Raw genomic sequence first — 25,605 nt, 5'->3', positions numbered from 1 at the left:
ATGTACGGCGCAAAAGGCACGCAAGCCTACGCAAAAATAGAGGTTGAAAGCGCGGTGATGAGCGCCAGCCAGCATCAGCTGGTTATCATGCTATTTGATGGAGCCCTCAGCGCGCTGGTACGCGCGCGTCTGTTCTTGCAGGACGGCAATATCCCGGCTAAAGGACTGGCGCTTTCGAAGGCCATCAACATTATCGAGAATGGGCTGAAGGTTGGCCTGGTCGAAAATAATGGTGATGAGCTGACACAAAACCTGATCGCACTTTATGCCTATATGGTAAGACGCCTACTGCACGCCAACGTGAATAACGACGCCAGTGCCATCGAAGAGGTGGAAAACTTGCTGCGCAATATCGCTGACGGGTGGAAGGAAGTTGCCGGTTCGCCACAACTGATTCAGGACGCCGTCTAATGAGTAATGCACCGCAACTCTACACCCTTTATCAGCAGCTCCTGGATCAAAGTCAGATGATGCTGCGCCTTGCTCGTCAGGGCTTATGGGATGAACTGATCGCCTGTGAAACCGATTATGTTAATGCGGTGCACTCGCTGGCTCAACTCACAGAAGAAATTCAGCCCTCTTCACAAGTGCAGGAACAACTTCGACCTACCCTGCGGGTGATCCTGGACAACGAAAGCCAGGTCAAAATGCTGCTGCAAAACAGAATGGATGAACTGGCAAAGCTGGTTGGTCAAAATTCTATGCAAAAGTCAGTTCTTTCTACCTACAGCAACCAGGGCGGTCATGTTCTGGTTCCGCAAAGCAATTTCGATTTAAATTAGCCATCAGTTGGCGAACGAGCGTTTCTCGCTTCGTTCGCCAGGCATTTCTGCGCGACCTATCCCATACTTGAGTTTCGCGACCTCATGGAGATGGTACATGCGCAATCCAACCTTACTGCAATGCTTTCACTGGTATTACCCCGCTGGCGGTGAATTGTGGCAAGAAGTGACAGCTTTAGCCCCCAATCTTAACGAAATCGGCATCAATATGGTCTGGCTGCCCCCGGCTTATAAAGGGGCATCGGGCGGATTTTCTGTTGGATATGATTCTTATGATCTCTTTGACCTCGGTGAATTTGATCAAAAAGGATCTGTTCCCACCAAATATGGCGACAAAGCACAGTTGCTGGAAGCTATCGCCGCGTTAAAAAGCAACGATATCGCCGTGCTGCTGGACGTGGTGGTGAATCATAAAATGGGGGCAGATGAGAAAGAGCTTATTCACGTTCAGTGTGTAAACGAACAGGACCGCACGCAAATTGACGATGAAATCATTAACTGCGAAGCCTGGACCCGTTACACCTTCCCTGCCCGCGCGGGTGAATATTCGCAATTTATCTGGGATTTTAAATGTTTCAGTGGCGTTGACCACATTGAAAATCCCGATCATGACGGCATCTTTAAAATCGTTAATGACTACAGCGGTGAAGGCTGGAATGACCAGGTTGATGATGAGCTGGGTAATTTTGATTACCTGATGGGCGAGAATATCGACTTTCGTAATCATGCCGTGACCGAAGAGATAAAATACTGGGCACGCTGGGTCATGGAGCAAACCCAGTGCGATGGTTTTCGTCTGGACGCGGTAAAACATATTCCGGCCTGGTTTTACAAAGAGTGGATTGAGCACGTCCAGGAGGTAGCCACGCACTCCCTCTTTATTGTGGCGGAATACTGGTCTCATGAAGTGGATAAATTGCAGAATTACATCGACCAGGTTGACGGCAAAACCATGCTGTTTGATGCGCCTTTGCAAATGAAATTTCACGAGGCCTCACGCCAGGGGCGTGATTATGATATGAGCCAGATTTTTACCGACACGCTGGTTGAGAGTGACCCTTTCCATGCCGTTACTCTGGTTGCAAACCACGACACCCAGCCCTTGCAGGCCCTGGAAGCACCGGTTGAATCCTGGTTTAAACCGCTGGCCTACGCCCTGATATTACTGCGTGAAAACGGCGTACCGAGCGTGTTCTACCCGGATTTATTCGGCGCAAGCTATGACGATGTGGGCGGTGATGGCGAGACTTATCATATTGATATGCCGGTTATCGAACAACTGCACGAGCTTATTCTGGCGCGCCAGCGATTTGCCCACGGTATTCAGACGCTGTTCTTTGATCATCCAAACTGTATTGCGTTTAGCCGTAGCGGGACGGAAGACTATCCTGGCTGTGTGGTGGTGTTGTCTAACGGTGATGATGGGGAGAAAACCCTGTGTCTGGGCGAGAACTACGGGAATAAAACCTGGCGTGATTTTTTGGGCAATCGCGAAGAAACCGTCACAACGGCAGCAGACGGTGAAGGGATTTTCACCTGCAACGGCGGAAGCGTTAGCGTGTGGGTGATGGAGGATGTTCTGTAAAAATCAGCGGTGATTTATAGGCCGGGTAAGGCAGAGCCGATACCCGGCAACAACGCTTAAGGCAGCTTACTCTCCAGCGGATTTTTGCTCAGGTAATCTGCGCATTCCACGGTAGGACGGTCAACCTTTTGCAGTTCCAGGCCATCGTACTCCAGCGTTGAACCATCACGTTCAAGCGGATAGATATCCAGTTTACTGGTCACGTTATAATAGCTGTCTGAACGCAACATGATTTTCCCCGGCACAGCCAAAACGCGCTGCCACTGACGGCAATCCAGCGTATCGCCCTCTTCCGTTACCACCAGCGTGGCAATCGCCTTCGGGCTCACCATTTTGCTTTGCGGCCCTTTCGACTGCCAGTACCCCGCCAGATGCTTTGGAACCGGATGCTTGATGACATCCTGATAGTTATCCACCTGAACACACCCGGTCAACGCCAGCAGCGCGCCAGCAATTGCTATTTTTTTCATCATCTTTCCTGTGTGCGAAGAAAAAAAGATTGTGGCATTAAAGCGTTGAGGGTGCCAGTGGAAGATAGTAAGCAAACTAAGGCTTTTCTGGCACACACTTATACCTAAGGTGGAACTGCTAACTATGAGACTCGATCAGAAAAAGCGTAAGTGGTAAACTCCTCCAACTTTAAGAATTAACTGATACCTATAATGATTAAACTTTTTTCGCGCTACATTTCCGTAGGTGTTATTAACACAGGGATACACTGGATAATATTTGGTCTTCTCGTATCCGTTTTTGAATATGGTCAGGCGATCAGCAATGTCATTGCTTTCCTTATTGCTGTCACATTCTCTTTCTTCGCCAATGCCAGATTTACCTTCAAAGCGACAGCGACGGGTAAAGGCTACCTTCTGTTTGTTGGCTTTATGGGTTTACTCAGTTTTGTCTCAGGCAAAATTTCGGATCACTACAACATCAACCCACTCATCACCCTGATTGAGTTTTCCGCCATCAGTCTCGTATGCGGTTTCATCTATTCAAAATTCATTGTCTTTAGGGATGCGAAATGAAAATTTCCCTGGTTGTTCCAGTCTTCAATGAAGAAGATGCTATTCCCCTTTTTTATAAGGCCGTGCGGGAATTTGAAGCGTTAAAGCAACACGCAATAGAGATCGTCTTTATTAATGACGGCAGTAAAGATGCCACAGAATCTATCATCAGAACATTGGCAGTTGCAGATCCCCTGGTTGTAGCACTCTCATTTACCCGTAACTTTGGGAAAGAGCCAGCGCTGTTTGCAGGTTTAGACCACGCGACCGGGGATGCGATAGTGCCTATAGATGTTGATTTACAAGATCCAATAGAAGTCATTCCTCACTTGATTGAAAAATGGCAGGCAGGTGCGGATATGGTTCTGGCTAAACGCACAGACCGTTCTACTGATGGCAGATTAAAGCGCAAAACAGCCGAGTGGTTCTACAAACTTCACAATAAAATCAGCAATCCACAAATCGAAGAAAACGTGGGGGATTTCCGCTTAATGTCGCGTGAAGTCGTCGATAACATCAAAAAAATGCCCGAACGTAATCTGTTTATGAAAGGTGTTTTGAGCTGGGTAGGTGGCACTACAGGTGTCGTCGACTATGCCCGTGCTGAACGCGTGGCAGGTAATTCAAAATTTAATGGCTGGAAATTGTGGAACCTGGCGCTTGAAGGTATTACCAGTTTCTCTACCTTCCCACTGCGTATGTGGACTTACATCGGGCTACTCGTGGCCGGGATTGCATTCCTGTACGGCGCATGGATGATTGTTGACACACTCGCATTCGGAAACCCGGTTCGTGGTTATCCGTCGATGCTTGTTTCTGTCTTATTCCTTGGTGGAGTTCAGTTAATAGGAATTGGTGTCCTCGGCGAATATATTGGTAGAATTTACGTCGAGGTGAAAAACCGCCCACGCTATATTCTGAAAAAAATGAATTAACTTGCAAAAAAAAAGAGAATAAAATGAATAAATATTTAATGAACAAAGAAGATCTAAGAAAAGGATTGTACTTTTTGTTCATATTCATCTCAACTGCTGTTTTTTTCACAACAATCCATCCTGTAACCGTTATTTCAGGTGATGACTGGATTAACCTATCTACTGGACGTCCGGCCATTCCAGAGTGGAATGGCTTCAACCCAATAAAGGTATTACCAGAAATTTCATTTCCTTTTTTTGGTAACATAGCCTCATCCATAATGATATTGTTTGGCTTCAATTTTTTTGAAGCCATCGCATATACCACAGCCATATTGATTGCAACTTTGGCTGTAGCTTTTCTTTACCAACTGTATATGTTATACCGAGAAAAAGTAATATTTAGCGAATACACGAGCTTTATTTTAGTTTCTTTCTATTTCCTTTGTCTATTTGGCATGTTTAGAACACTGAATAATAACAACAGCCCTTACATGCTCTGGGAACAGAACATTACTTGTTATTATCACTATATCATCCCGGCTTTACTTAATGGCATTATGTCTCTTTTCTTGATAAGGAAATCTGACAGCTTAGATACATTTTTTAAAGGACAAAGCACTTTAAAGATAATCACACTTTTATTAATTTACCTTTGCATTTTCTCAAATATATTTGCCAGCATTTTCCTTGCTGTAGTCTGCGGTGCAGTAATATTATTTAGTTTATTAAAATTAAAATTCAACTTTATTAGCACCATAAAAAAACATCCTTTGCATGTTTTGACCCTAATCGCTTGGCTAATCTCCGCAATTTATGAAATGAATGGTGGCCGTGCAGATAGAATGGCGAAAGATCATCTTGAAATTTCTGCGGCAGCCAAATCATTATGGTCTCTACTTAGCCTAACAGATACTCTATTCCTTTCTATTATAATGATAGGAGTAGCAGCAGGTTTATTTAATTATATTTTCAAAAGAAATGAAGTCACTCATTCTACTCAGAGGTACGTTTTTTGGGTCGTAGTACTTTCTGGAATCATTACCTCGATTGGACTACTACTCATCTGCGCTAAAGCAAGCCCCGGATATGCAACCAGGCCAGCAGCAATGTGGGGGTTGTTTATGTTTATGATCATTGCAGCCAGTCTTGGTTTAGGTTATTTACTAACACGCTTCTTTTTACTTCATTATATTTCCGCTATCCTTTTACTATGCCTTGTAAATATTACGACCGGGCAAAATAATTCGCTGCGAGAGTCTCATAATGGGAATGTCTCTTTTAAGGTTGCAAATGCAATTGGTCAAAGTATCATTGCCCAAGTTAAGGCAGCAGAAAATGAAAACAAGAGAAGTATGATTCTTTATGTACCCAAAGGGGATAATAATGATAACTGGCCATTCCCAATCACACGAGGAAAGGCCATTTCTGAGACACTAAAATCCAATGGTATTATCAATAAAAACATTCAAATTGAAATTATTCCTGACAAAGCATTAAATAAACAATTTGATATGCCTATGTAAAACCAGTGCCCACATAAGTGGGCATTTTTATCTAACATTTATTCCATTCAACTTTTTATAAGCAAACGGAACTGCTCTTCTCATAAACGAGAGAATAAAAATTGAAACGATAAAACTTGTAAAAAGTTTCACCAGTGAGTTACTTTCAAAAATCCCACCAACGTCATGAAGCATGATATATAAAACAAAAGGATGAATAAGATACACACCCAAAGAATAATTCATTCCCAATTTTGAAATCCAGTTATCTTTGAGTTTTGAATTAACACAAAGAGATAACAGCGCTATGCAAACAGGCACGCACAACAATGGGAATTGTCTTTCAATCATATCGGCATTAAATAATTTATTCATAAAATAGACTTCTAATACCATAAGTCCTAAACCAATAATTAATACAAGCAGTGATATTTTAGTGCTAATACCTTCTAATAAAGATTTTTTCGCAAACAAATACCCAATGTAGACAAGTGAAAAAGCAATTAATGTTCTAAGCACGTAGAAAATATAAATTTTATATCCTAATGATTTTATTAAATCACCAAACCAACAGCCTAAGATTATACTCACCGCAATTGCCAATGCTGCTTGTACCTTGACATTCTTAAGCATGTAATTGGTTAGTATCACCCCAAGAATTAGCGCATTTATAAACCACAGATGAAAGAACGTACCACCATGGAGAGTATCATTTGAGAAGACCTTCCCTATAACACGCTCCAGATCTCCGCCAACCATTCTGTAAAGGATAGGAATATACAGAAGAGAGGTATAAAACAATATTGATACAAGTTTGTTTAGCTTTTTCCCTAGGTCATCCCTTTCAGGAAGTCCCATTAGATAACCTGATGCAAGGAAAAAGAATGGCAATGCCCATCGTGAAGAAACTCTGAACAGTTCCCCAAAATTCGCTGACATCTCAGGATAGTTTCCCACATGCACTACAATTATAAAAAAACAAGCAACAAGTTTAGCTGCATCCAATGCATTGTTACGCATTATTGTTCACCGTTTAGTCTGTAATTTCAAAGATGATAATCTAAAATAAAAGATCATGCCCTTATAATTTTTAGCTCACCAAAAATATAGACTGTATAAGGGGTCAAACTGTAAGTATCCCGGCAAAACGACCCATTCACTTTTAGAGATCGTCCGACATACTGATTATGTCCACTGAGGAGATCGCAATGCGTAAAACCCGATTCACCGAGCACCAGATTATTGCCGTTCTAAAGTCCGTCGAAACCGGACGTACCGTCAAGGATGTCTGCCGTGAAACCGGTATCTCTTAAGCCTCATACTTTAACTGGAAAGCAAAATATGGCGGTATGGAAGCCTCTGAAATCAAAAAGATGAAAGATCTGGAGGATGAAAGCCGACGCCTCAGACAGAGGTTTGCTGATCAAAGCCTTGAGTGCCAGACACTTAATGATGTCATTGAAAAAAGCTATAAACCAGCGATAAAGCGTGAACTCATCAGCTATCTGACGGCGCAATTTGTTATAAGTTTAGGCCAGATCTGCAGGACGTTTTCGCTGAGCAGGACGGTGTATTTTTATCAGCCCGATACCCGGCGTGATGAACCGGTGATCCATGCACTGACTGAACTGGCAGAACGCTATCCGCGCTATGGTTTTAAGAAGCTGTTCCACCTGCTTCTCAGGCAGCGCAATACTTGGAACCATAAACGCATTCACCAGATTTACTGCCTGCTGAAACTGAATTTTCGTCGTAAGAGAAAACAGCGGCTACCAATGCGTAATCCAGCACCACTGCGATGCCGCAAGCGTTAAACCATAGATGGTCCATCGATTTTATGCGCGACGCGCTGGTCTGGGGCAGACGCTTCGGGACCTTCAATGTGATGGATTAGTTTAACCGCGAAGCACTGGCGATCGAAATTGACCTGAATATCCCGGTGTAGCGGGTCGTGAGAGTGCTAGACAGGATCGTGGTAAACCGCGGAGATGCGGATGGACAATGGGCCAGAACCGGTCTCACTGGCGCTGGCAAAATTGGGTGCAGAATATGGCGTGCAGCTTGAATTTATCAAGCCTGATAAGCCTACACAAAATGCGTTTATCGAACGTTCCAACTGGACATACTGTACAGAAATCCTGGATTTTTACCTATTCAGAACACTGAATGAAGCATGGGATATGACATAGCGCTGGCTGATGGCTGAAAACCGGAACTCTCAAAAAAGGGCGTGGAACTAAAGCTGGGATACTGACACTGTTACGCTTTGATGAGTGAATTTTTAATTAGAAAGAGCTATACTATGATTCAAAATAGTGCGTTTGTTTTTTTAAAAAAACCAAATAAAAATTACAGCAATAAGGAATGTTTTTTCAATGAATGGTGAAATAAAATCATTAACAGGAATTCGTGGAATTGCGGCAGTTTACGTTATCCTGTATCACATAATGCACTATTCTACTAAAATTCAGTTCATAAAAAATGGTTACATTGCAGTAGACCTATTTTTTGTATTGAGTGGCTTCATAATGACTTACACATACAAAAAACAGTTCATCCAGTCTCTTAGTGCCACCAATTATTTAGTTTTTATGAATCACCGCTTTTCAAGAATTTGGCCTGTTTATGCTTTCTGGGTGTTTTATTTTATGATATTTCTTACTGAAAAAGTAAACTTCTCACCTATCCCGCTAATATCTAACTTGCTTTTAATACAGAACTGGGGGCTAGCATCACCTTATATCGGTCTGTCAGCGTTGAGCTTGCTACTTATTTAACCTTCCCGTTCCTTTGCATGTCTATATTTAATAGAGGGGAACTGTTTACATTACTTGCTATTGTTACAAGTGTATTAATATTGGCGGTTCTGGCATATAGCAAGGAGTTATCAATAGACTGGCTTCAGCACGGATATAGCGGGAGAATGGATGTTGCATCTCATGACAACGTCGGCCCAGTACTGCGATGCATGGCTGGCTTCACTCTTGGTGTTGCGTCATGGAAGCTATTTCATTACATGCAGAAATCATTTAGCGTTGTCCAGGCTAATATTACAACAATAATTATTAGCTTTGCCATTATTGCTAGCCTCTCAACATCAGGCTTAGATGTCTTAACGATTGTTCTTTTTGCTTTGTTGATCCCTTCTCTCGGAGCGAAAGATTCAATTATTAGCAAAGCCATCTCATGTAAGCCAATACACTTCCTTGGAGTGATATCTTATTCTATGTATATATGTCACATTCTTGTACTGTCATTATATAAAGGTTATATTAATGACTTTGTTAGCTTCGCAATTAGGGATGCAAAATATAGAAGCGATGCCTCAACATTCTTATCATTAATGATGATAATCATAATTGCTACCGCGTCATATTATCTTATTGAAAAACCGACAAGAAAGGTACTTAGAACATCTAAAAAATTTCAACCTGCTACAGCTTAAGGAGAAAGGAGGCTAAATGCCTCCTTCTTATTTCACACAACAGGAGTTTCAAAACCACTGTCGTCACATACCCCTTCGTTTATAGTTACGCCGTCGATTACTTCGTCTTTCTGTTGCAACACAGCTCCACAGATAGGGAAATACTTTGGTAGAGTTGAAAGTTCTGAAGCAGGTCACGGCGCGAAGATTATTCGTCGAAACCACACGTTAACGAATGAGTTCCCCCTTCCGAAAACAGAGACTGGAACGGATCGCATCATCAACCTCATTCAGCCAGCTATAGACGTGCTGAAAAACCAGGCTGAATTAACACGCCTGGCTAAACAGTATCAGGTCGAGGTTAAACTGCGCGAGTATGGCTGCACCGATGTGCATCCGCGCACATTCATGTTCAACCCGCAGATAGCTTCACGTAATCGCCGTACCGGGTATCATTACGCTGTAGGGTCGATTAACCAGTCAAGGGAGGCGGCAATGCGACGCGCCGAGATTCGCTATCGCAGAACATACCAGTCCAGACACACGTATACATGTTGGTCATTAGCAGCAGGTGCCAACCCTAACTTCATCGCGAAGCAAATGGGCCACACAGATGCGCAAATGGTTTACCGGGTGTACGGCTCCAGGATGTCAGAAAACAATCAGGACCAGGTACTCATCCTCAACCAGAAATTGAGTGAGTTTGCCCCATCCATGCCCCACGCAGTAGGATCGGATGGTTAATAAATATAAATATCATTAGGTTAGATAACCTAAACCTGCATCCCCATCACTTCCTGGTACGCAGAAACCATCTTATTCCTTACCTGGATCCCCATCTGCAACGACACAGACGCTTTTTGCAAATCGGTCATCACATCGTTAAGCGCCACGCCTGGTTCACCAAGACTGAACTTCTCCGCCTGCGTACGCGCAGCGGTCTGGGTATCGCTGATACGGTCAAGAGCGGCGTGCAGTTGTCCCGCAAAGCTGATGGTCGGCTGTTCTTCTGCCACGTTCTGATTACGGGCCGTCATCGCCGTTGCCTGCAACTGACTGATCACCCCTTCAATGCCCTGTATAGCCATGACTCTCCCCTGGATGGTTTTTTACGCGGACAAGACTAACAGCTTGTCAATAAGATAAAGGCGGTAAATAGCGTGAAAAAACCAGGTTATTTGACGCATAGAAAATCCCGAATCATCAAATAATGGCAGGGCCATCAGTATGGAACTTTTGTCGTGTTTGCCGACCCGGGAGTCAGTTTTGTTTCTCTACACGAATAACGTAACCCACCAGGATTTAAGAGGTGCGCAATGAGTGCGACAGCATCGACAGCGCCGCAGACTAAATCACTAGAGTGGATGAACCGCCTTCGCGCGAATCCTAAAATCCCGTTGATCGTGGCAGGCGCTGCCGCAATTGCGATTATTGTTGCGATGGTCTTGTGGGCGAAAAGCCCTGACTACCGCACGCTCTACAGTAATCTTTCTGACCAGGATGGCGGTGCCATCGTCACCCAACTTACCCAGATGAACATCCCTTATCGCTTCGCCGATAATGGCGGTGCGCTTGAGGTTCCGGCGGATAAAGTGCACGAACTGCGCCTGCGTCTCGCGCAGCAGGGTCTGCCAAAAGGCGGCGCGGTAGGTTTTGAACTGCTGGATCAGGAAAAATTCGGTATCAGCCAGTTCAGCGAGCAGGTTAACTACCAGCGTGCGCTGGAAGGTGAACTGGCCCGCACCATTGAAACATTAGGCCCGGTGAAAAGCGCCCGTGTGCACCTCGCCATGCCAAAACCTTCTCTCTTTGTTCGTGAACAAAAATCCCCGTCTGCTTCTGTGACTGTTAACCTCGAACCTGGCCGCGCGCTGGATGAGGGGCAAATCAGCGCGGTGACACATCTGGTATCCAGCGCTGTTGCCGGTTTACCGCCAGGTAACGTTACCCTGGTTGATCAGAGTGGCCACTTGCTGACGCAGAACAACAGCGCAGGTCGCGATTTAAATGATGCACAGCTGAAATATGCCGCCGATGTCGAAGGCCGGCTGCAACGTCGTATCGAAGCCATTCTTGGCCCGGTCGTGGGGAATTCCAACGTCCATGCGCAGGTTACCGCTCAGATTGACTTCGCGAATAAAGAACAAACAGAAGAACAGTACAGCCCGAATGGCGATCCTGCTCAGGCCGTGATGCGTTCTCGCCAGGTTAATGAAAACGAACAAGTCGGTGGTCCTTACCCGGGTGGCGTACCAGGCGCGCTGTCTAACCAGCCTGCCCCGGCTAACGCTGCACCAATTTCTACTCCGCCAGCAAACCAGCAGAACGGTCAGCAAACTAATCAGCAAACGACCTCTTCAAGCACGTCTTCTGGCCCGCGTACCAGCAGCCGTAATGAAACAACCAACTACGAAGTCGACCGTACCATTCGCCACACCAAGCTGAACGTGGGCGATGTTCAACGTCTTTCAGTTGCCGTGGTTGTGAACTACAAAACGCTGCCAGACGGCAAACCGCTGCCGCTGACCGCAGAACAAATGAAGCAGATCGAAGACCTGACCCGTGAAGCCATGGGTTACTCCGAGAAGCGTGGCGATACCCTCAACGTGGTGAACTCACCGTTTAACTCGGTTGATGAAACAGGTGGCGAACTGCCGTTCTGGCAACAGCAGGCGTTTATCGATCAGCTGATGTCTGCCGGTCGCTGGCTGCTGGTTCTGATTGTCGCGTGGCTGCTGTGGCGTAAAGCGATTCGTCCGCAGCTAACGCGCCGCGCGGAAGAAGCCAAAGCCGCTCAGGAACTCATGAGTACGCGTCAGGAAGTAGAAGAAGCCGTTGAAGTTCGCCTGAGCAAAGACGAACAAATGCAGCAGCGCCGTGCTAATCAGCGCATGGGTGCTGAGGTAATGAGTCAACGTATTCGCGAAATGTCAGATAACGATCCGCGCGTCGTCGCGCTGGTCATCCGCGGCTGGATGGGTAACGAACATGAGTAATACGCTTACAGGTACCGATAAAAGCGTCATCCTGCTGATGACCATTGGCGAAGACCGCGCGGCAGAGGTGTTCAAACACCTCTCCCAGCGGGAAGTGCAAATTCTCAGTGCGGCAATGGCGAACGTTCGTCAGATCTCCAATAAACAGCTGACCGAAGTGTTAGCTGAGTTTGAGCAGGAAGCCGAGCAGTTTGCCGCGCTCAATGTCAACGCCAACGAATACCTGCGCTCTGTGCTGGTCAAGGCGCTTGGCGAAGAACGCGCCGCCAGCCTGCTGGAAGATATTCTGGAAACCCGCGATACCGCCAGCGGTATCGAGACGCTCAACTTTATGGAGCCGCAGAGTGCCGCCGACCTTATTCGCGACGAGCACCCACAGATTATCGCTACCATCCTGGTTCACCTCAAACGTGGCCAGGCGGCCGATATTCTGGCGCTGTTCGAAGAGCGCCTGCGTCACGACGTTATGCTGCGTATCGCCACCTTTGGTGGTGTCCAGCCGGCAGCACTGGCAGAACTGACTGAAGTCCTGAACAGCCTGCTCGATGGCCAGAACCTCAAGCGCAGCAAAATGGGCGGCGTGAGAACGGCGGCAGAGATCATCAACCTGATGAAAACGCAGCAGGAAGAAGCGGTTATTACGGCGGTTCGCGAATTCGACGGCGAGCTGGCACAGAAAATTATCGACGAGATGTTCCTGTTCGAAAACCTGGTCGAAGTGGACGATCGCAGCATCCAGCGCCTGCTTCAGGAAGTGGACTCCGAATCGCTGCTTATCGCCCTCAAAGGCGCCGAACAGCCACTGCGCGAGAAGTTCCTGCGCAACATGTCTCAGCGTGCGGCCGATATCCTGCGCGACGACCTTGCCAACCGTGGCCCGGTGCGTCTGTCTCAGGTGGAAAACGAACAGAAAGCCATCCTGCTTATTGTTCGTCGTCTGGCAGAAACCGGCGAGATGGTGATTGGCAGCGGAGAAGACACGTATGTCTAATGAGCTGCCGTGGAAGCGCTGGACGCCCGACGATCTGGCCCCTCCTCTTTCCGAGTTTACCCCGGCTATGATATCGCCCGACGAGGGCGATACTGGCACAGAACCCCCTGCGCTCAGCGAAGAAGAGCAACGCGCGCAGATGCTGGCGCAGATGCAAATGCAGGCGCACGAACAGGGTTATAACGCGGGTTTAAATGAAGGACGGCAGAAAGGTCAGGAGCAGGGTTACCAGGAAGGTCTGGCGAAAGGGTTAGAGCAAGGTATTGAACAGGCGCGCCAGCAACAGGCGCCGCTTCATGCCCGGATGCAGCAACTGGTCAGCGAATTCCAGCACACCCTCGATGCGCTCGACAGCGTGATTGCCTCACGCCTGATGCAGATGGCGCTTGAAGCCGCACGTCAGGTGATTGGCCAGACGCCAACGGTAGATAACTCGGCGCTGATCAAACAAATTCAGGGTCTGCTTCAGCAGGAGCCGTTGTTCAGCGGCAAACCGCAGCTGCGCGTTCATCCTGACGATTTACAGCGTGTGGAAGAGAGCCTCGGTGCCACGCTCAGCCTGCACGGCTGGCGTCTGCGCGGCGATCCGTCCTTACACCACGGCGGCTGCAAAGTCTCTGCGGATGAGGGCGATCTGGATGCCAGCGTCGCCACCCGCTGGCAGGAACTGTGCCGCCTGGCGGCACCGGGAGTCATCTGATGACCGCACGGCTCACTCGCTGGCTTACCACCCTTGATAACTTTGAAACGAAGATGGCGCAACTGCCATCTGTTCGTCGTTATGGACGTCTGACCCGCGCGACAGGCCTGGTGCTGGAAGCCACGGGCTTGCAGCTTCCGCTGGGCGCCACTTGCGTTATCGAACGTCAGGACAGGAACGAAACACGCGAAGTGGAAAGTGAAGTCGTTGGTTTTAACGGCCAGCGTCTGTTCCTGATGCCGCTTGAAGAGGTCGAAGGCATTCTGCCCGGCGCGCGCGTCTATGCAAAAAACAACTCAGGCGATGGCCTGCAAAGTGGTAAACAATTGCCGCTTGGCCCGGCGCTGTTAGGCCGTGTGCTGGACGGGAGCGGCAAGCCGCTCGACGGCCTCCCCTCTCCTGACACCACCGAAACCGGGGCGCTGATTACTCAGCCATTTAACCCGTTGCAACGTACCCCTATCGAGCATGTACTTGATACCGGTGTGCGCCCGATTAACGCCTTGCTCACCGTTGGGCGCGGGCAACGTATGGGCCTGTTCGCCGGTTCCGGCGTGGGTAAATCGGTACTGCTCGGCATGATGGCGCGCTACACCCAGGCCGATGTCATCGTCGTGGGGCTTATCGGTGAACGTGGTCGTGAAGTAAAAGACTTTATTGAAAATATTTTGGGTGCAGAAGGCCGCGCACGCTCGGTGGTGATCGCCGCCCCGGCGGATGTTTCGCCCCTGCTGCGTATGCAGGGTGCAGCCTATGCCACCCGTATTGCCGAGGATTTCCGTGACCGCGGGCAGCACGTGCTGCTGATCATGGACTCCCTGACCCGTTATGCGATGGCGCAGCGTGAAATTGCGCTGGCTATCGGCGAACCACCAGCCACCAAAGGCTATCCACCTTCAGTGTTTGCCAAGCTGCCAGCACTGGTTGAACGTGCCGGTAACGGCATCACCGGTGGCGGTTCGATTACCGCGTTTTACACGGTTCTGACCGAAGGCGATGACCAGCAAGACCCAATTGCCGACTCCGCGCGTGCAATCCTTGACGGCCACATAGTGTTATCGCGTCGTCTGGCCGAAGCCGGGCACTATCCGGCTATCGATATTGAAGCATCGATTAGCCGTGCGATGACGGCACTGATTACAGAGAAGCATTACGCCCGCGTGCGTAACTTCAAACAACTGCTTTCCAGCTTCCAGCGTAACCGTGATCTGGTGAGCGTAGGGGCGTATGCCAAAGGCAGCGACCCGATGCTCGACAAAGCGATTGCTCTGTGGCCGCATCTGGAGGCATTCCTGCAACAAGGTATTTTTGAACGCGCCGACTGGGACGATTCGATTCAGGCTCTGGAGCTGATTTTCCCGCAGGTGTAATACAGGTGGAGGGCGAAGGTCATGGCGCAAAATAGCGCGTTATCAACGCTAAAAGATCTGGCAGAAAAAGAAGTTGATGATGCCGCATTGCAGCTTGGCGCAATGCGACGCGGGTGCCAGCAGGCTGAAGAACAGTTGAAGATGTTGATCGACTATCAGCATGAATATCGCACCAACCTCAATACCGACATGACGCAGGGCATTGGTAGCCAGCGCTGGATTAACTATCAGCAGTTTATCCAGACGCTCGAAAAGGCGATTGAACAGCATCGCCATCAACTTAACCAGTGGACCCAAAAAGTCGATACGGCGCTGAATTTTTGGCGTGAGAAAAAACAGCGGCTCCAGGCATGGCAAACCTTGCAGGACCGGCAGGTGGCTGCAACAACCCTCGCCGAGAACCGACTGGATCAGAAAAAAATGGATGAGTTTGCACAGCGCGCATCAATGAGGAAACCTGAATGATCACACTGCAACAACTGCTGATGACCGACAGTGACCTGTCAGCCGGCACGCAGACGGGAAAAGGCACCGACGGTGCGCAAGATTTTCTCTCCCTGTTGGCTGGCGCCCTGACGGATGCGACCGGTCAGGGTAAAGATGCGCCGCTGACCCTTGCCGACCTGAAAGCGGCCGGCAGCAAGCTGGCAAAAGTCGCACAGGATAAAGACGGCGATACCACCCTTCAGGCAAAAATTGCCGATCTGTTGTCACGCCAGGACACGCTCACCGGGGATGAAACCGCGCAATCCACCGCGCTTCAAAGCCTGGTATCCGGGCTAATGCCTGCAACCCACAGCGATGCCCTGAAAAGCCTGACATCAACGGCCGCCAAAGATGACACCAAAACCGACCTGAACGAAGAAGAGCTGGCCGGATTAAGCGCGTTGATGGCGATGCTGCCACACCAGCAGACCGCAACCGCGGTAACTACCCAGGCCGTCAGCACTGAGGGCCTGGCGGAGAATGTGCTGGCAGGCACTTCACTGGCGCAAGCCAGCACCGGGCAACAACCGGCCCTGACGACGGCCCCGGCGGCTCATGAAAAAGCGCAAACTCCGCTTCAGTACGCACCTCAGCAACAAACCGCTGATGCTTCAGCCGCTAACGCCCCACTGACGCCCGCCGTAGCCGTTACCGCTGAAAAGCAGGACCTGGCAAGCCAGTCCTCTTCAACCAGCCCAACGGCAACGCTTGCGCCGATCGTCAGCAGCCAGGCCACCTCACAGCCAGCCGCTACGGTCGCTACCGCGCCGGTACTGAGCCAGCCGCTTGGCACCAGCGAATGGCAGCAGACGCTGAGCCAGCACATCACCCTGTTCACCAGACAAGGGCAACAAACGGCTGAGCTGCGCCTGCACCCGGAAGATCTGGGCCAGGTACAAATTTCGATTAAGATTGATGATAACCAGGCGCAGTTGCAGATGGTGTCTGCGCACAGCCACGTACGTGCGGCACTGGAAGCAGCGCTGCCGGTTCTGCGTACTTCGCTTGCTGAGAACGGTATTCAGCTTTCACAAAGCAGCGTCAGCAGCGAGAGCTTCTCAGGCCAGCAGCAGTCTTCATCACAGCAGCAACAGCAGGCCTCGCGTTCCGGCCAGCAAGGCGGCTTTAATGAAGAGAGCGACGAGTTACTGACAGCCCCTGCTGCACTGCAATCCGCCGCGCGTGGAAACAGCGCTGTAGACATCTTTGCCTAAACGCCAGAGGTAGCGTGATTATCCCCGTCTTTTCCACGCTTTGAGATAAGGCGGACACGGGATAATCACCTTATTAAGCTGTACCGAAACAGGAAGCTCGTATCAGATGACTGACTCCGCTATAACCAAAAAAAGTAAGCGTTCCATCTGGATCCCGCTGCTGGTGTTGATCACGCTCGCCGCCTGCGCTACCGCGGGCTATAGTTACTGGCGTATGCAGCAGGAACCTTCCTCTGCTACGGCCAAAGCCGAACCACCACCACCACCGGCCCCGGTATTCTTCCCACTGGATACCTTCACCGTTAACCTGGGTGATGCGGATCGTGTGCTTTATGTTGGCATCACGCTGCGCCTGAAAGACGAAGCCACCCGTTCTCGTCTGAACGATTACCTTCCTGAAGTGCGTAGCCGTCTTCTGCTGCTGTTCTCTCGTCAGGATGCTTCCACGCTCGCCACCGATGACGGTAAGCAGAAGCTGGTAGATGCCATTAAACAAACGCTGGCCACGCCGCTGGTAAATGGTCAACCTAAGCAGGAAGTCACTGACGTTCTGTATACAGCCTTCATTCTGCGGTAACGACATGGGCGACAGTATTCTTTCTCAGGCAGAAATCGATGCGTTGCTTAACGGCGACAGCGATAAGAGTGATGATCCGCAACCGGGTCTGAGTGGCGATGACAATATTCGTCCCTATGACCCGAATACCCAGCGTCGCGTGGTGCGCGAGCGTCTTCAGGCGCTGGAGATCATCAACGAACGTTTTGCGCGTCAGTTCCGTATGGGGCTGTTTAACCTGCTGCGTCGTAGCCCGGATATCACCGTCGGTGCGATCCGCATTCAGCCGTATCATGAGTTTGCCCGCAACCTGCCGGTGCCAACCAACCTTAACCTTATTCATCTGAAACCGCTGCGCGGCACCGGGCTGGTTGTGTTCTCGCCAAGCCTGGTCTTCATTGCGGTTGATAACCTGTTTGGTGGCGATGGCCGTTTCCCGACGAAAGTTGAGGGACGCGAGTTTACCCACACCGAGCAGCGCGTTATCAACCGGATGCTGAAGCTAGCGCTGGAGTCCTATAGCGACGCGTGGAAAGCGATTAACCCGCTGGATGTGGAGTACGTCCGTTCCGAGATGCAGGTGAAATTTACCAATATCACCACATCGCCGAACGATATCGTCGTTAACACCCCGTTCCATGTCGAGATCGGCAACCTGACCGGTGAGTTCAACATCTGCCTGCCGTTCAGCATGATTGAACCACTGCGCGAGCTGCTGGTGAACCCTCCGCTGGAGAACTCACGCCACGAAGATCAGAACTGGCGTGAAAACCTGGTGCGCCAGGTTCAACACTCTCAGCTTGAGCTGATCGCGAGTTTTGCCGATATCCCGCTGCGGTTATCCCAGATCCTGAAATTACAACCCGGCGATGTTCTGCCGATAGAAAAACCCGACCGCATTATTGCCCATGTCGATGGCGTGCCTGTGCTGACAAGCCAGTACGGCACGGTAAACGGCCAGTATGCATTACGCGTTGAGCACTTGATCAACCCGATATTGAATTCGCTGAATGAGGAACAGCCCAAATGAGTGACATGAACAATCCGTCCGATGAAAACAGCGGAGCACTGGACGATCTGTGGGCTGACGCGTTAAACGAGCAACAATCCACCCCGAGTAAAAGCGCGGCGGATGCGGTCTTCCAGCAGTTAGGCGGCGGCGATGTCAGCGGCACATTGCAGGATATCGACCTGATTATGGATATCCCGGTCAAGTTGACCGTTGAACTGGGCCGTACCCGCATGACCATTAAAGAACTTCTGCGCCTGACGCAGGGTTCCGTGGTGGCGCTGGATGGCCTGGCCGGTGAACCGCTGGATATTCTGATCAACGGTTATCTGATTGCCCAGGGTGAAGTTGTGGTGGTGGCCGATAAATACGGCGTGCGTATCACCGACATCATCACCCCGTCTGAACGTATGCGTCGTCTGAGCCGTTAAGAATGAAAACCGAGGCAACAGTATCGCAGCCTTCAGCCGTACCCGGTTCGCCCCTGCTCCAGGTGAGCGGCGCGCTGTTTGGTGTTATTGCCTTTATTCTTATCGTCGCCTGGATTGCTAAACGCTTTGGTCTGGCGGGTAAAACCGCCGCCGGGCGAGGCATTAAGGTCAGCGCCAGCACCACGCTTGGGCCACGCGAACGCGTGGTCATTGTCGATGTTGAAGACGCGCGGCTGGTGCTGGGCGTTACCGCAACAAACATCAATGTATTACATAAACTGCCGCCTGCGCCGGATACGGCTGAAGCGAATGCAGAACCCCCAGCGGATTTTCAGTCCGTCATGAAGAGTTTGCTTAAGCGTTCCGGGAGATCCTGATGCGCCGTTTGTTATCCCTTACGCTTGCGGGCATCGCCCTGTTTGCGCCTTCCGTTTACGCGCAACTACCTGGTCTGGTCTCCACTCCGCTCGCTGGCGGCGGTCAAAGCTGGTCGCTTCCCGTTCAGACACTGGTGTTCATTACCTCGCTGACTTTTATCCCGGCAATCCTGCTGATGATGACCAGCTTTACCCGCATCATTATCGTCTTTGGTCTGCTGCGAAATGCGCTGGGTACGCCATCCGCACCACCTAACCAGGTGCTGTTGGGCTTAGCCCTGTTTTTAACCTTTTTCATTATGTCGCCGGTTATCGACAAGATTTATACCGACGCCTATCAGCCCTTCAGCGAAGACAAGATTTCAATGCAGGATGCGCTTGAGAAAGGCGCGCAACCGCTGCGTGAATTTATGCTGCGTCAGACCCGTGAAGCGGATCTGGCCTTATTTGCACGCCTGGCGAACACCGGCGAATTGCAGGGGCCAGAAGCCGTGCCGATGCGCATTCTGCTGCCCGCTTATGTTACCAGCGAACTAAAAACCGCTTTCCAGATTGGTTTTACCATCTTTATTCCGTTCCTGATCATCGACCTGGTGATCGCGAGCGTGTTGATGGCGCTCGGTATGATGATGGTGCCGCCGGCAACCATTGCCCTGCCCTTTAAGATCATGCTTTTTGTGCTGGTTGATGGCTGGCAATTGCTGGTCAGTTCGCTGGCACAGAGTTTCTACAGTTAAGGTACGCGCAATGACGCCAGAATCGGTCATGATGATGGGCACGGAGGCGATGAAAGTCGCGATTGCCGTTGCCGCTCCACTGCTGCTTGTTTCACTGGTGACGGGTCTTATCATCAGTATTTTGCAGGCCGCCACCCAGATTAACGAAATGACGCTGTCGTTCATTCCGAAAATTATCGCGGTCTTCGTGGCGATGATCATTGCCGGGCCGTGGATGCTGAATTTGCTGCTGGACTACATGCGTAACTTGTTTACCAATCTGCCGTACATTATCGGCTGAGATAACGATGCTGCACATCACAAGCGATCAGTGGGTTCAGTGGCTGGGAGTCTACTTCTGGCCAATGCTTCGCATCATGGCGCTTATCTCAACTGCCCCCATTCTTAGCGAAAAGTCTGTCCCCAAACGGGTCAAAGTAGGGCTGGGCATCATCATTACCATCATTGTTGCCCCTTCGCTGCCGCCAGTGAATATCCCGATTGTGTCAGCAAATGCGCTGTGGGTTGCCATGCAGCAGGTGATGATTGGCGTTGCCGTTGGCTTTACCATGCAACTTGCCTTTGCGGCGATTCGTACCGCGGGCGAGCTGATCGGCCTGCAAATGGGCTTATCCTTCGCGACCTTTGTTGACCCGGGTAGTCACCTGAACATGCCGGTACTGGCCCGTATCATCGACCTGCTGGCAATGCTGTTGTTCCTGTCGTTCAACGGACATCTGTGGTTGATCTCGATGCTGGTGGATACCTTCCACACGCTGCCGATTGGCGAGTCGCCGGTCAACAGTAATGCGTTCCTGGCGCTGACGCGTGCCGCCGGGCTTATTTTCCTGAACGGGCTGATGCTGGCGCTGCCGATCATTACGTTGCTGCTCACCGTTAACCTGTCATTAGGTTTACTGAACAGAATGGCACCACAGTTATCGGTATTTGTCATTGGCTTCCCGGTGACGCTTATGGTCGGCCTTTTATTAATGTCATTACTCATGCCACTTATCGCTCCGTTCTGTGAACATTTATTCAGCGAGATATTCAACCTGTTAGCAGATATTGTCAGTGAACTACCACGTAAATAATAACCCGCAATGTTTACATTGTCTTTCTGAGGATATTCCTAAAATAAAACTCGTAAAACATCTTCCAGGATATATCTGACGCGGTTTAATTGTTTCTAAGCAACTCACAATACTTAATATTTACTTTACTTTAAGATGATTCCTGGCAAATTATACGTAACTTTACGGGATAGTGAGTCCGCCTGAAAGTCTTTGTCATGCTCACAGGTTTATTATGTTTTTCCATCCCGTATGGCTGTTTATGAGCTCTCAGGCAGATGGTGAATTATCGTTACGCATTGAGTGAGGGTATGCCATGTCAACGATCATTATGGATTTATGCAGTTACACCCGGCTAGGGTTAACCGGGTACCTGGCAAGCAGAGGGGTAAGAAAGAGGGACATCAACGATGCACACACCGTTGACGAACTTGCAGCCGCTTGTGACGAACTCAAGCCAGGCGTGGTGTTTATTAATGAGGACTGTTTCATTCACGACCCAGCCAACAGTCAGCAAATAAAGCAAATCATTAATCAGCATCCTAAAACTCTGTTTATTGTTTTTATGGCGATCGCAAATATCCATTTCGATGAATATTTGTTAGTCCGTAACAATTTATTGATCAGTTCTAAGTCGATTAAACCAGAGTCGCTGGATGACATTCTGGGCGATTATTTGAATAAAGAAGTTAAGAATGTAGGAGCGGTTAACTTACCGACCCTATCATTAAGCAGAACTGAATCAAGTATGTTAAAAATGTGGATGGCAGGGCAAGGGACAATTCAGATTTCTGACCAAATGAATATCAAAGCCAAAACGGTATCGTCACATAAAGGAAATATTAAAAGGAAAATTAAAACGCATAATAAGCAAGTGATCTACCACGTCGTCCGCCTGACCGATAATGTGACGAACGGGATTTTCGTTAACATGCGCTAACCCGCTTTTTATCTTTCGTACTCTACCTTTGATCTCTGGCCTGGCCAGAGATTTTTGCATTTGCCGGGCACGCAGAGTGCTGCCCGACGCGCGATTATTCCACCGTTTCCACAAAAATCCCATCCGGATGCCCCAGTTCGTTAAAGAACCAGATACCGAGCGGGTAGTCTTCCAGCGACACCAGGTACATGATGCCTTCATTGAACTCTTCTATTGCCAGCACGACGCCTGGGCGGCGCGGCCCACCGTCCGTTTTGACAGTTACCCGATCGTTGACCTTCATACATTCCTCCTGTGGTTTTGAGCCAGTGTAGAACAAATCTCAAAAACTCACATCGGCGCCTGGCGCGAATGGCGTTTTTGTGTGCGGTCTATACTTAAGAGTGGACGGGTTGAAGGAGGTGTAAGTAATGAAGACCGGAAATGAGAAGAGCGATATCGATGTGAATGTCGATGCCCTGCTCGCCGCCATTAATGAAATCAGTGAGAGTGAAGTTCGCCGGAGGGAAGACGACCCTACGCGAGTCATGGTAAACGGGCGGGATTACCATACCTATCGCGAGCTCGCCGAAGCCTTTGAGCTTGATATTCACGACTTTAGCGTGACGGAAATAAACCGTTAACGCGAAAAAAATCCCGGTCATGGGGATGGCCGGGATGAAACTTGCTTATGCAAGAAGCACTTGAAAATTCGTTACACCAGGAAATCTGATGTGCCATCCACACTATCCCCAACAATTTTGTATGACAAGCAAATATTCTCTATATAAATATTCCTTAGTAACAATGTTCGTTTGAGTTATGTGTACCAACATGCGCCGCCAGCGGGTTTAACGGTATCGGTTCCATAACAAAACCATTCGACACATGGCTCTTTTTTAGGAATATTCTTAAAAAATAGCTAATCCTTTATCAGGAGTTGTTATGCCTTCACTACAGGACACCCTGCTGGTCTTTACTGACCTCGACGGTACGCTGCTGGATATCCATACCTACGACTGGCAACCCGCGATGCCCTGGCTGGACAGGCTCCAGGACTATCAGATCCCGGTCATTCTCTGTAGCAGTAAAACGGCAGCGGAGGTTATTGCTATCCAGCAGGATCTGGGTCTTGAAGGATTACCGTTCATTGCTGAAAACGGCGCGGTGATACAACTGGATGTTCGCTGGGAAGCGCACCCTGCGGCTCCCCGGCTGATAAAAGGCATTTCGCATAGCAACATTCGCCACTTCATCGAACAACTCCGCCAGCAAGAGGGCTACAAATTCACCACCTTTGACGATGTCGACGAGCGCGTCATCGGCGAGTGGACCGGCCTTAACCGCGCCCGTGCAACGCTGGCGCGCCGGCATGAGGCTTCCGTTACGCTTATCTGGCGCGACAGCGATGAACAAATGGTACGCTTTGAAGATGATCTCGCCCGTCGGGGGCTGAAGTTTGTTCAGGGTGCCCGCTTCTGGCACATACTGGATGCGCGTGAAGGGAAAGATCGGGCGGTAATCTGGTTAATTGAACAATACCGCGTGCTTGAAGGGATAACACCCACCACGCTGGGCCTGGGTGATGGTCCCAATGATGCCCCGCTTCTGGACAGCGTTGATTTCGCCGTGATAGTCAAAGGGATCAACCGCCAGGGTGTACAGCTTAAAGATGATAATCCCGCGCGGGTGTATCACACCAGACTCCCCGGCCCTGCTGGCTGGCACGAGGGGCTGGATCACTTCTTATCCTGATCGTCCCACACTACCTGATTACGCCCACATTGTTTTGCCAGATACAACCGGGCATCCGCTATAGACTGAAGTTGCTCGAAGTCGTAGTTGCCCTTTTCCTGCGCACAGCTCACGCCAAGTGATGCGCTGACGCGCACAGTGGTGCTTTTTTTCACCAGGATCTCTTTGCTGTTGATGCGTGACCGAATGCGCTCTGCTATCTCTGCCGCCTCTTCCAGGGCAATACCCGGCAGTACCACACAGAACTCCTCTCCACCCACGCGTCCGGCGACATCGTTGGTACGAAGCGCGCTGGCAATCAGCCCCGCCGAATGTGATAACACCCGGTCCCCGGCCTGATGGCCGAAGCGGTCATTAATGTTTTTGAAGTGATCGAGATCGATCTGGATAACCGAGAATGGCAGCGACTGCTGAGAACAGCTCTTCGCCAGTATTTTTGCGCGTTCGAAGAGTGCACCGCGATTATTCAGACGAGTCAACGGGTCATGCCACGCCTGCCATTGCAAGGTGTGCTGAAGCGCATACATGTTACTGACCATCCGACGGATCACCAGCCAGGAGATCAACAGCATGGCGGTAAAGAGCGCCCACAACAACGCAAGAACAATGCTGATACTGCCAAAATCACCCCGTACACCGTCATGCAGCGTATGAACGCGCAGAACAACGCCATCAAAGTGATCCAGCCGTTCCCAGCTCACAAAGCGACTACCCAGGCGGATCCCGCCCTCAGTATCGCTTTCGATATCATAGGCTATCTGCGCCAGCTCGCGTTCGTCAAAATGGTTAATGTTGCCCGCGGTGGGCGCTGAAGTGGCAATCAGATTGAGCCGGGTATCGTAAAGCTGGTACTCCCCTTCCGTTTGATCGGACGTCGCATCTTTCAGGAGACGCTTCATGGTAGAGAAGGAAAAATCCATCGCCACAACGCCGTACCAGTAATGGTCGAAATAGATGGGCACGCTGGCGGTAATTGCCTGCTCCCCACCGGTCCAGGAGGACGGCGGGGAGATAAACCAACGCACCGCGCGCGCGCGATTCGCGCGCTCAGATTGCTGTACAAACCACGGCTGCGTCACCAGTTGATAGTAGCGAGGAACGATATCTTCCGTGTGGGAGACGGTGTCCGTTGAGAGATAAAATCCGGCACGAGAAACGTACACAACCCGCTCTTCCTGACGCGTCGACGAGGAGCCAAGACGCAGCAAATACCCTACTTCAAGCGCTGCAGAGAGTTCGTTATTCAACAGATCGTCATCGCGATTCAGGAGCGTGGTTTTCTCTACAAACGCATCCGACACGCCATTTATCGGTAGCGTGCGGTCTTTATCAACCGCGAGCTGCCAGGAAGGGATGTTACGCAGGTCTTCGAAACGCTGAACGGCTTCATGTAATACGCCGAAAGCCAGTGGGAGCTGGAGCGCATCACGCATACCGTGGCGGAAAAAAAGCAGTTTATCCACGCTGAACTGCAATTGTCTGTCCAGCGCCGTCGCGACCGTTTCCAGGTGATTGTGTTGGCTGGAGACATACGCCCCCTCAAGCACCACCACTTCACGCCAGGTCAGGAGGGTGGAAAAGACTAACACCACCAGAAAACAGAGATTAACGATCAAGCGGGGATTGCTGCGTTTGCGCAGCCATTGCAGAAAAGTTTGTTTCACCACATAGGTATCGCGCTGCACACACACTCCCTGATTGCCACTCTACAGTCTCCGCCCCAACCCTGGCGCAGAAACGTGCAGTACGATTTACCTGCTTATCTGTAAAAACGCCCGGCGAGGCCGGGCGTTACGTG

General features: G+C 49.8%; 28 protein-coding genes and 3 pseudogenes. 26 read left to right on the top strand and 5 right to left on the bottom strand.

Annotated features, from left to right (window positions below):
- The 3 genes from fliS to amyA all read left to right on the top strand — a co-directional run bounded on the left by fliS (position 1) and on the right by amyA (position 2,367).
- Entirely contained in the window at positions 1 to 411 is a 411-nt protein-coding gene (gene fliS, locus ACS603_RS00775; RefSeq protein ID WP_182061569.1) for a flagellar export chaperone FliS, read from the top strand.
- The gene (fliT, locus tag ACS603_RS00770; RefSeq protein WP_182061570.1) at positions 411 to 782 is read left to right on the top strand and encodes a flagella biosynthesis regulatory protein FliT; all 372 of its coding nucleotides are present in this window, start codon (positions 411 to 413) and stop codon (positions 780 to 782) included. The genes fliS and fliT overlap by 1 nt, the downstream gene beginning before the upstream one ends.
- Positions 783 to 879: 97 nt before the next feature.
- On the top strand, positions 880 to 2,367 hold the full coding sequence (gene amyA / locus ACS603_RS00765) for an alpha-amylase (RefSeq protein WP_474943595.1): 1,488 nt from the start codon (positions 880 to 882) through the stop codon (positions 2,365 to 2,367).
- Positions 2,368 to 2,423: 56 nt separating this feature from the next.
- On the opposite strand, the gene yedD is transcribed toward amyA, so the two are convergent.
- Positions 2,424 to 2,837 carry a lipoprotein YedD gene (yedD, locus tag ACS603_RS00760; RefSeq protein ID WP_182061572.1) on the bottom strand — a complete coding sequence of 138 codons (414 nt, stop codon included), beginning with the start codon at positions 2,835 to 2,837 and terminating at the stop codon, positions 2,424 to 2,426.
- Between the two features lie 192 nt (positions 2,838 to 3,029).
- Here yedD and ACS603_RS00755 point away from each other — a divergent pair, with 192 nt between their 5' ends.
- The 3 genes from ACS603_RS00755 to ACS603_RS00745 are packed head-to-tail and all read left to right on the top strand — an operon-like array spanning position 3,030 to position 5,811.
- A complete protein-coding gene (locus ACS603_RS00755) occupies positions 3,030 to 3,392 on the top strand; it encodes a GtrA family protein (protein WP_474943594.1) in 363 nt (120 codons plus the stop codon).
- The gene (locus ACS603_RS00750) at positions 3,389 to 4,306 is read left to right on the top strand and encodes a glycosyltransferase family 2 protein (RefSeq protein WP_474943593.1); all 918 of its coding nucleotides are present in this window, start codon (positions 3,389 to 3,391) and stop codon (positions 4,304 to 4,306) included. Before ACS603_RS00755 ends, ACS603_RS00750 begins: the two co-directional genes overlap by 4 nt.
- 23 nt (positions 4,307 to 4,329) lie before the next feature.
- Positions 4,330 to 5,811: a hypothetical protein gene (locus tag ACS603_RS00745; protein ID WP_474943592.1), complete on the top strand. Its 1,482-nt coding sequence runs from the start codon at positions 4,330 to 4,332 to the stop codon at positions 5,809 to 5,811.
- 27 nt (positions 5,812 to 5,838) lie between these two features.
- Here the strand turns inward: ACS603_RS00745 and ACS603_RS00740 are convergent, their stop codons facing one another.
- Positions 5,839 to 6,810 (bottom strand): acyltransferase family protein, encoded by a 972-nt coding sequence (locus tag ACS603_RS00740; RefSeq protein WP_474943591.1) that lies wholly within the window; start codon positions 6,808 to 6,810, stop codon positions 5,839 to 5,841.
- A gap of 188 nt (positions 6,811 to 6,998) precedes the next feature.
- Between ACS603_RS00740 and ACS603_RS00735 the strand changes: the two are divergent.
- The 4 genes and pseudogenes from ACS603_RS00735 to ACS603_RS00720 form a co-directional block, all read left to right on the top strand.
- Positions 6,999 to 7,976: pseudogene (locus ACS603_RS00735) on the top strand (IS3 family transposase); the annotation flags it as partial.
- Between the two features lie 189 nt (positions 7,977 to 8,165).
- A complete protein-coding gene (locus ACS603_RS00730) occupies positions 8,166 to 8,567 on the top strand; it encodes an acyltransferase family protein (RefSeq protein WP_474943590.1) in 402 nt (133 codons plus the stop codon).
- Positions 8,568 to 8,584: 17 nt separating this feature from the next.
- Complete coding sequence (locus ACS603_RS00725) at positions 8,585 to 9,235, top strand: acyltransferase family protein (RefSeq protein ID WP_474943589.1); 651 nt, start codon at positions 8,585 to 8,587, stop codon at positions 9,233 to 9,235.
- 177 nt (positions 9,236 to 9,412) lie between these two features.
- Positions 9,413 to 9,958 (top strand): annotated as a pseudogene (locus ACS603_RS00720) (integrase); the annotation flags it as partial.
- A 29-nt stretch (positions 9,959 to 9,987) separates the two neighbouring features.
- Here the strand turns inward: ACS603_RS00720 and fliE are convergent.
- Positions 9,988 to 10,302 (bottom strand): flagellar hook-basal body complex protein FliE, encoded by a 315-nt coding sequence (fliE, locus tag ACS603_RS00715; RefSeq protein ID WP_182061574.1) that lies wholly within the window; start codon positions 10,300 to 10,302, stop codon positions 9,988 to 9,990.
- A gap of 228 nt (positions 10,303 to 10,530) precedes the next feature.
- Between fliE and fliF the strand changes: the two genes are divergently transcribed.
- The 14 genes and pseudogenes from fliF to rcsA all read left to right on the top strand — a co-directional run bounded on the left by fliF (position 10,531) and on the right by rcsA (position 22,073).
- A complete protein-coding gene (fliF, locus tag ACS603_RS00710) occupies positions 10,531 to 12,210 on the top strand; it encodes a flagellar basal-body MS-ring/collar protein FliF (RefSeq protein WP_474943588.1) in 1,680 nt (559 codons plus the stop codon).
- Entirely contained in the window at positions 12,203 to 13,201 is a 999-nt protein-coding gene (gene fliG / locus ACS603_RS00705; protein WP_182061576.1) for a flagellar motor switch protein FliG, read from the top strand. The genes fliF and fliG overlap by 8 nt, the downstream gene beginning before the upstream one ends.
- On the top strand, positions 13,194 to 13,901 hold the full coding sequence (fliH, locus tag ACS603_RS00700) for a flagellar assembly protein FliH (protein ID WP_182061577.1): 708 nt from the start codon (positions 13,194 to 13,196) through the stop codon (positions 13,899 to 13,901). The genes fliG and fliH overlap by 8 nt, the downstream gene beginning before the upstream one ends.
- Positions 13,901 to 15,271 (top strand): flagellar protein export ATPase FliI, encoded by a 1,371-nt coding sequence (gene fliI, locus ACS603_RS00695; RefSeq protein ID WP_182061578.1) that lies wholly within the window; start codon positions 13,901 to 13,903, stop codon positions 15,269 to 15,271. The genes fliH and fliI overlap by 1 nt, the downstream gene beginning before the upstream one ends.
- Positions 15,272 to 15,292: 21 nt before the next feature.
- On the top strand, positions 15,293 to 15,736 hold the full coding sequence (fliJ, locus tag ACS603_RS00690) for a flagellar export protein FliJ (protein WP_182061579.1): 444 nt from the start codon (positions 15,293 to 15,295) through the stop codon (positions 15,734 to 15,736).
- The gene (gene fliK, locus ACS603_RS00685) at positions 15,733 to 16,971 is read left to right on the top strand and encodes a flagellar hook length control protein FliK (protein ID WP_474943587.1); all 1,239 of its coding nucleotides are present in this window, start codon (positions 15,733 to 15,735) and stop codon (positions 16,969 to 16,971) included. The genes fliJ and fliK overlap by 4 nt, the downstream gene beginning before the upstream one ends.
- A gap of 106 nt (positions 16,972 to 17,077) precedes the next feature.
- Positions 17,078 to 17,548 carry a flagellar basal body-associated protein FliL gene (fliL, locus tag ACS603_RS00680; protein ID WP_014070855.1) on the top strand — a complete coding sequence of 157 codons (471 nt, stop codon included), beginning with the start codon at positions 17,078 to 17,080 and terminating at the stop codon, positions 17,546 to 17,548.
- A gap of 4 nt (positions 17,549 to 17,552) precedes the next feature.
- The gene (gene fliM, locus ACS603_RS00675; protein ID WP_182061581.1) at positions 17,553 to 18,557 is read left to right on the top strand and encodes a flagellar motor switch protein FliM; all 1,005 of its coding nucleotides are present in this window, start codon (positions 17,553 to 17,555) and stop codon (positions 18,555 to 18,557) included.
- Positions 18,554 to 18,967, top strand: coding sequence for a flagellar motor switch protein FliN (fliN, locus tag ACS603_RS00670; protein WP_028019594.1), 414 nt, complete (start codon positions 18,554 to 18,556; stop codon positions 18,965 to 18,967). The genes fliM and fliN overlap by 4 nt, the downstream gene beginning before the upstream one ends.
- 2 nt (positions 18,968 to 18,969) lie before the next feature.
- A complete protein-coding gene (fliO, locus tag ACS603_RS00665) occupies positions 18,970 to 19,344 on the top strand; it encodes a flagellar biosynthetic protein FliO (protein ID WP_182061582.1) in 375 nt (124 codons plus the stop codon).
- The gene (fliP, locus tag ACS603_RS00660; protein WP_014070859.1) at positions 19,344 to 20,081 is read left to right on the top strand and encodes a flagellar type III secretion system pore protein FliP; all 738 of its coding nucleotides are present in this window, start codon (positions 19,344 to 19,346) and stop codon (positions 20,079 to 20,081) included. The genes fliO and fliP overlap by 1 nt, the downstream gene beginning before the upstream one ends.
- A gap of 10 nt (positions 20,082 to 20,091) precedes the next feature.
- Positions 20,092 to 20,361 (top strand): flagellar biosynthesis protein FliQ, encoded by a 270-nt coding sequence (gene fliQ, locus ACS603_RS00655; RefSeq protein ID WP_182061583.1) that lies wholly within the window; start codon positions 20,092 to 20,094, stop codon positions 20,359 to 20,361.
- Between the two features lie 7 nt (positions 20,362 to 20,368).
- Positions 20,369 to 21,161, top strand: a pseudogene (gene fliR, locus ACS603_RS00650) (flagellar biosynthetic protein FliR); the annotation flags it as partial.
- 288 nt (positions 21,162 to 21,449) lie between these two features.
- Positions 21,450 to 22,073, top strand: a complete 624-nt coding sequence (gene rcsA, locus ACS603_RS00645; RefSeq protein ID WP_182061585.1) for a transcriptional regulator RcsA — start codon at positions 21,450 to 21,452, stop codon at positions 22,071 to 22,073.
- A 94-nt stretch (positions 22,074 to 22,167) separates the two neighbouring features.
- Here the strand turns inward: rcsA and dsrB are convergent, their stop codons facing one another.
- Positions 22,168 to 22,356, bottom strand: coding sequence for a protein DsrB (dsrB, locus tag ACS603_RS00640; protein WP_182061586.1), 189 nt, complete (start codon positions 22,354 to 22,356; stop codon positions 22,168 to 22,170).
- Positions 22,357 to 22,483: 127 nt separating this feature from the next.
- On the opposite strand from dsrB, the gene yodD reads away from it, so the two are divergent.
- On the top strand, positions 22,484 to 22,696 hold the full coding sequence (gene yodD / locus ACS603_RS00635; protein WP_014070864.1) for a YodD family peroxide/acid resistance protein: 213 nt from the start codon (positions 22,484 to 22,486) through the stop codon (positions 22,694 to 22,696).
- A gap of 301 nt (positions 22,697 to 22,997) precedes the next feature.
- A complete protein-coding gene (locus ACS603_RS00630; protein WP_474943586.1) occupies positions 22,998 to 23,807 on the top strand; it encodes a mannosyl-3-phosphoglycerate phosphatase-related protein in 810 nt (269 codons plus the stop codon).
- On the opposite strand, the gene dgcQ is transcribed toward ACS603_RS00630, so the two are convergent.
- Positions 23,792 to 25,492 (bottom strand): cellulose biosynthesis regulator diguanylate cyclase DgcQ, encoded by a 1,701-nt coding sequence (gene dgcQ / locus ACS603_RS00625; protein WP_474943585.1) that lies wholly within the window; start codon positions 25,490 to 25,492, stop codon positions 23,792 to 23,794. The genes ACS603_RS00630 and dgcQ overlap by 16 nt on opposite strands.
- Positions 25,493 to 25,605: the final 113 nt, after the last annotated feature.

Source organism: Enterobacter sp. Li2LvB3, from assembly GCF_056156645.1.
The sequence above is the reverse complement of the archived record's forward strand: the minus strand, read 5'-3'. Positions and strand labels throughout refer to the sequence as shown.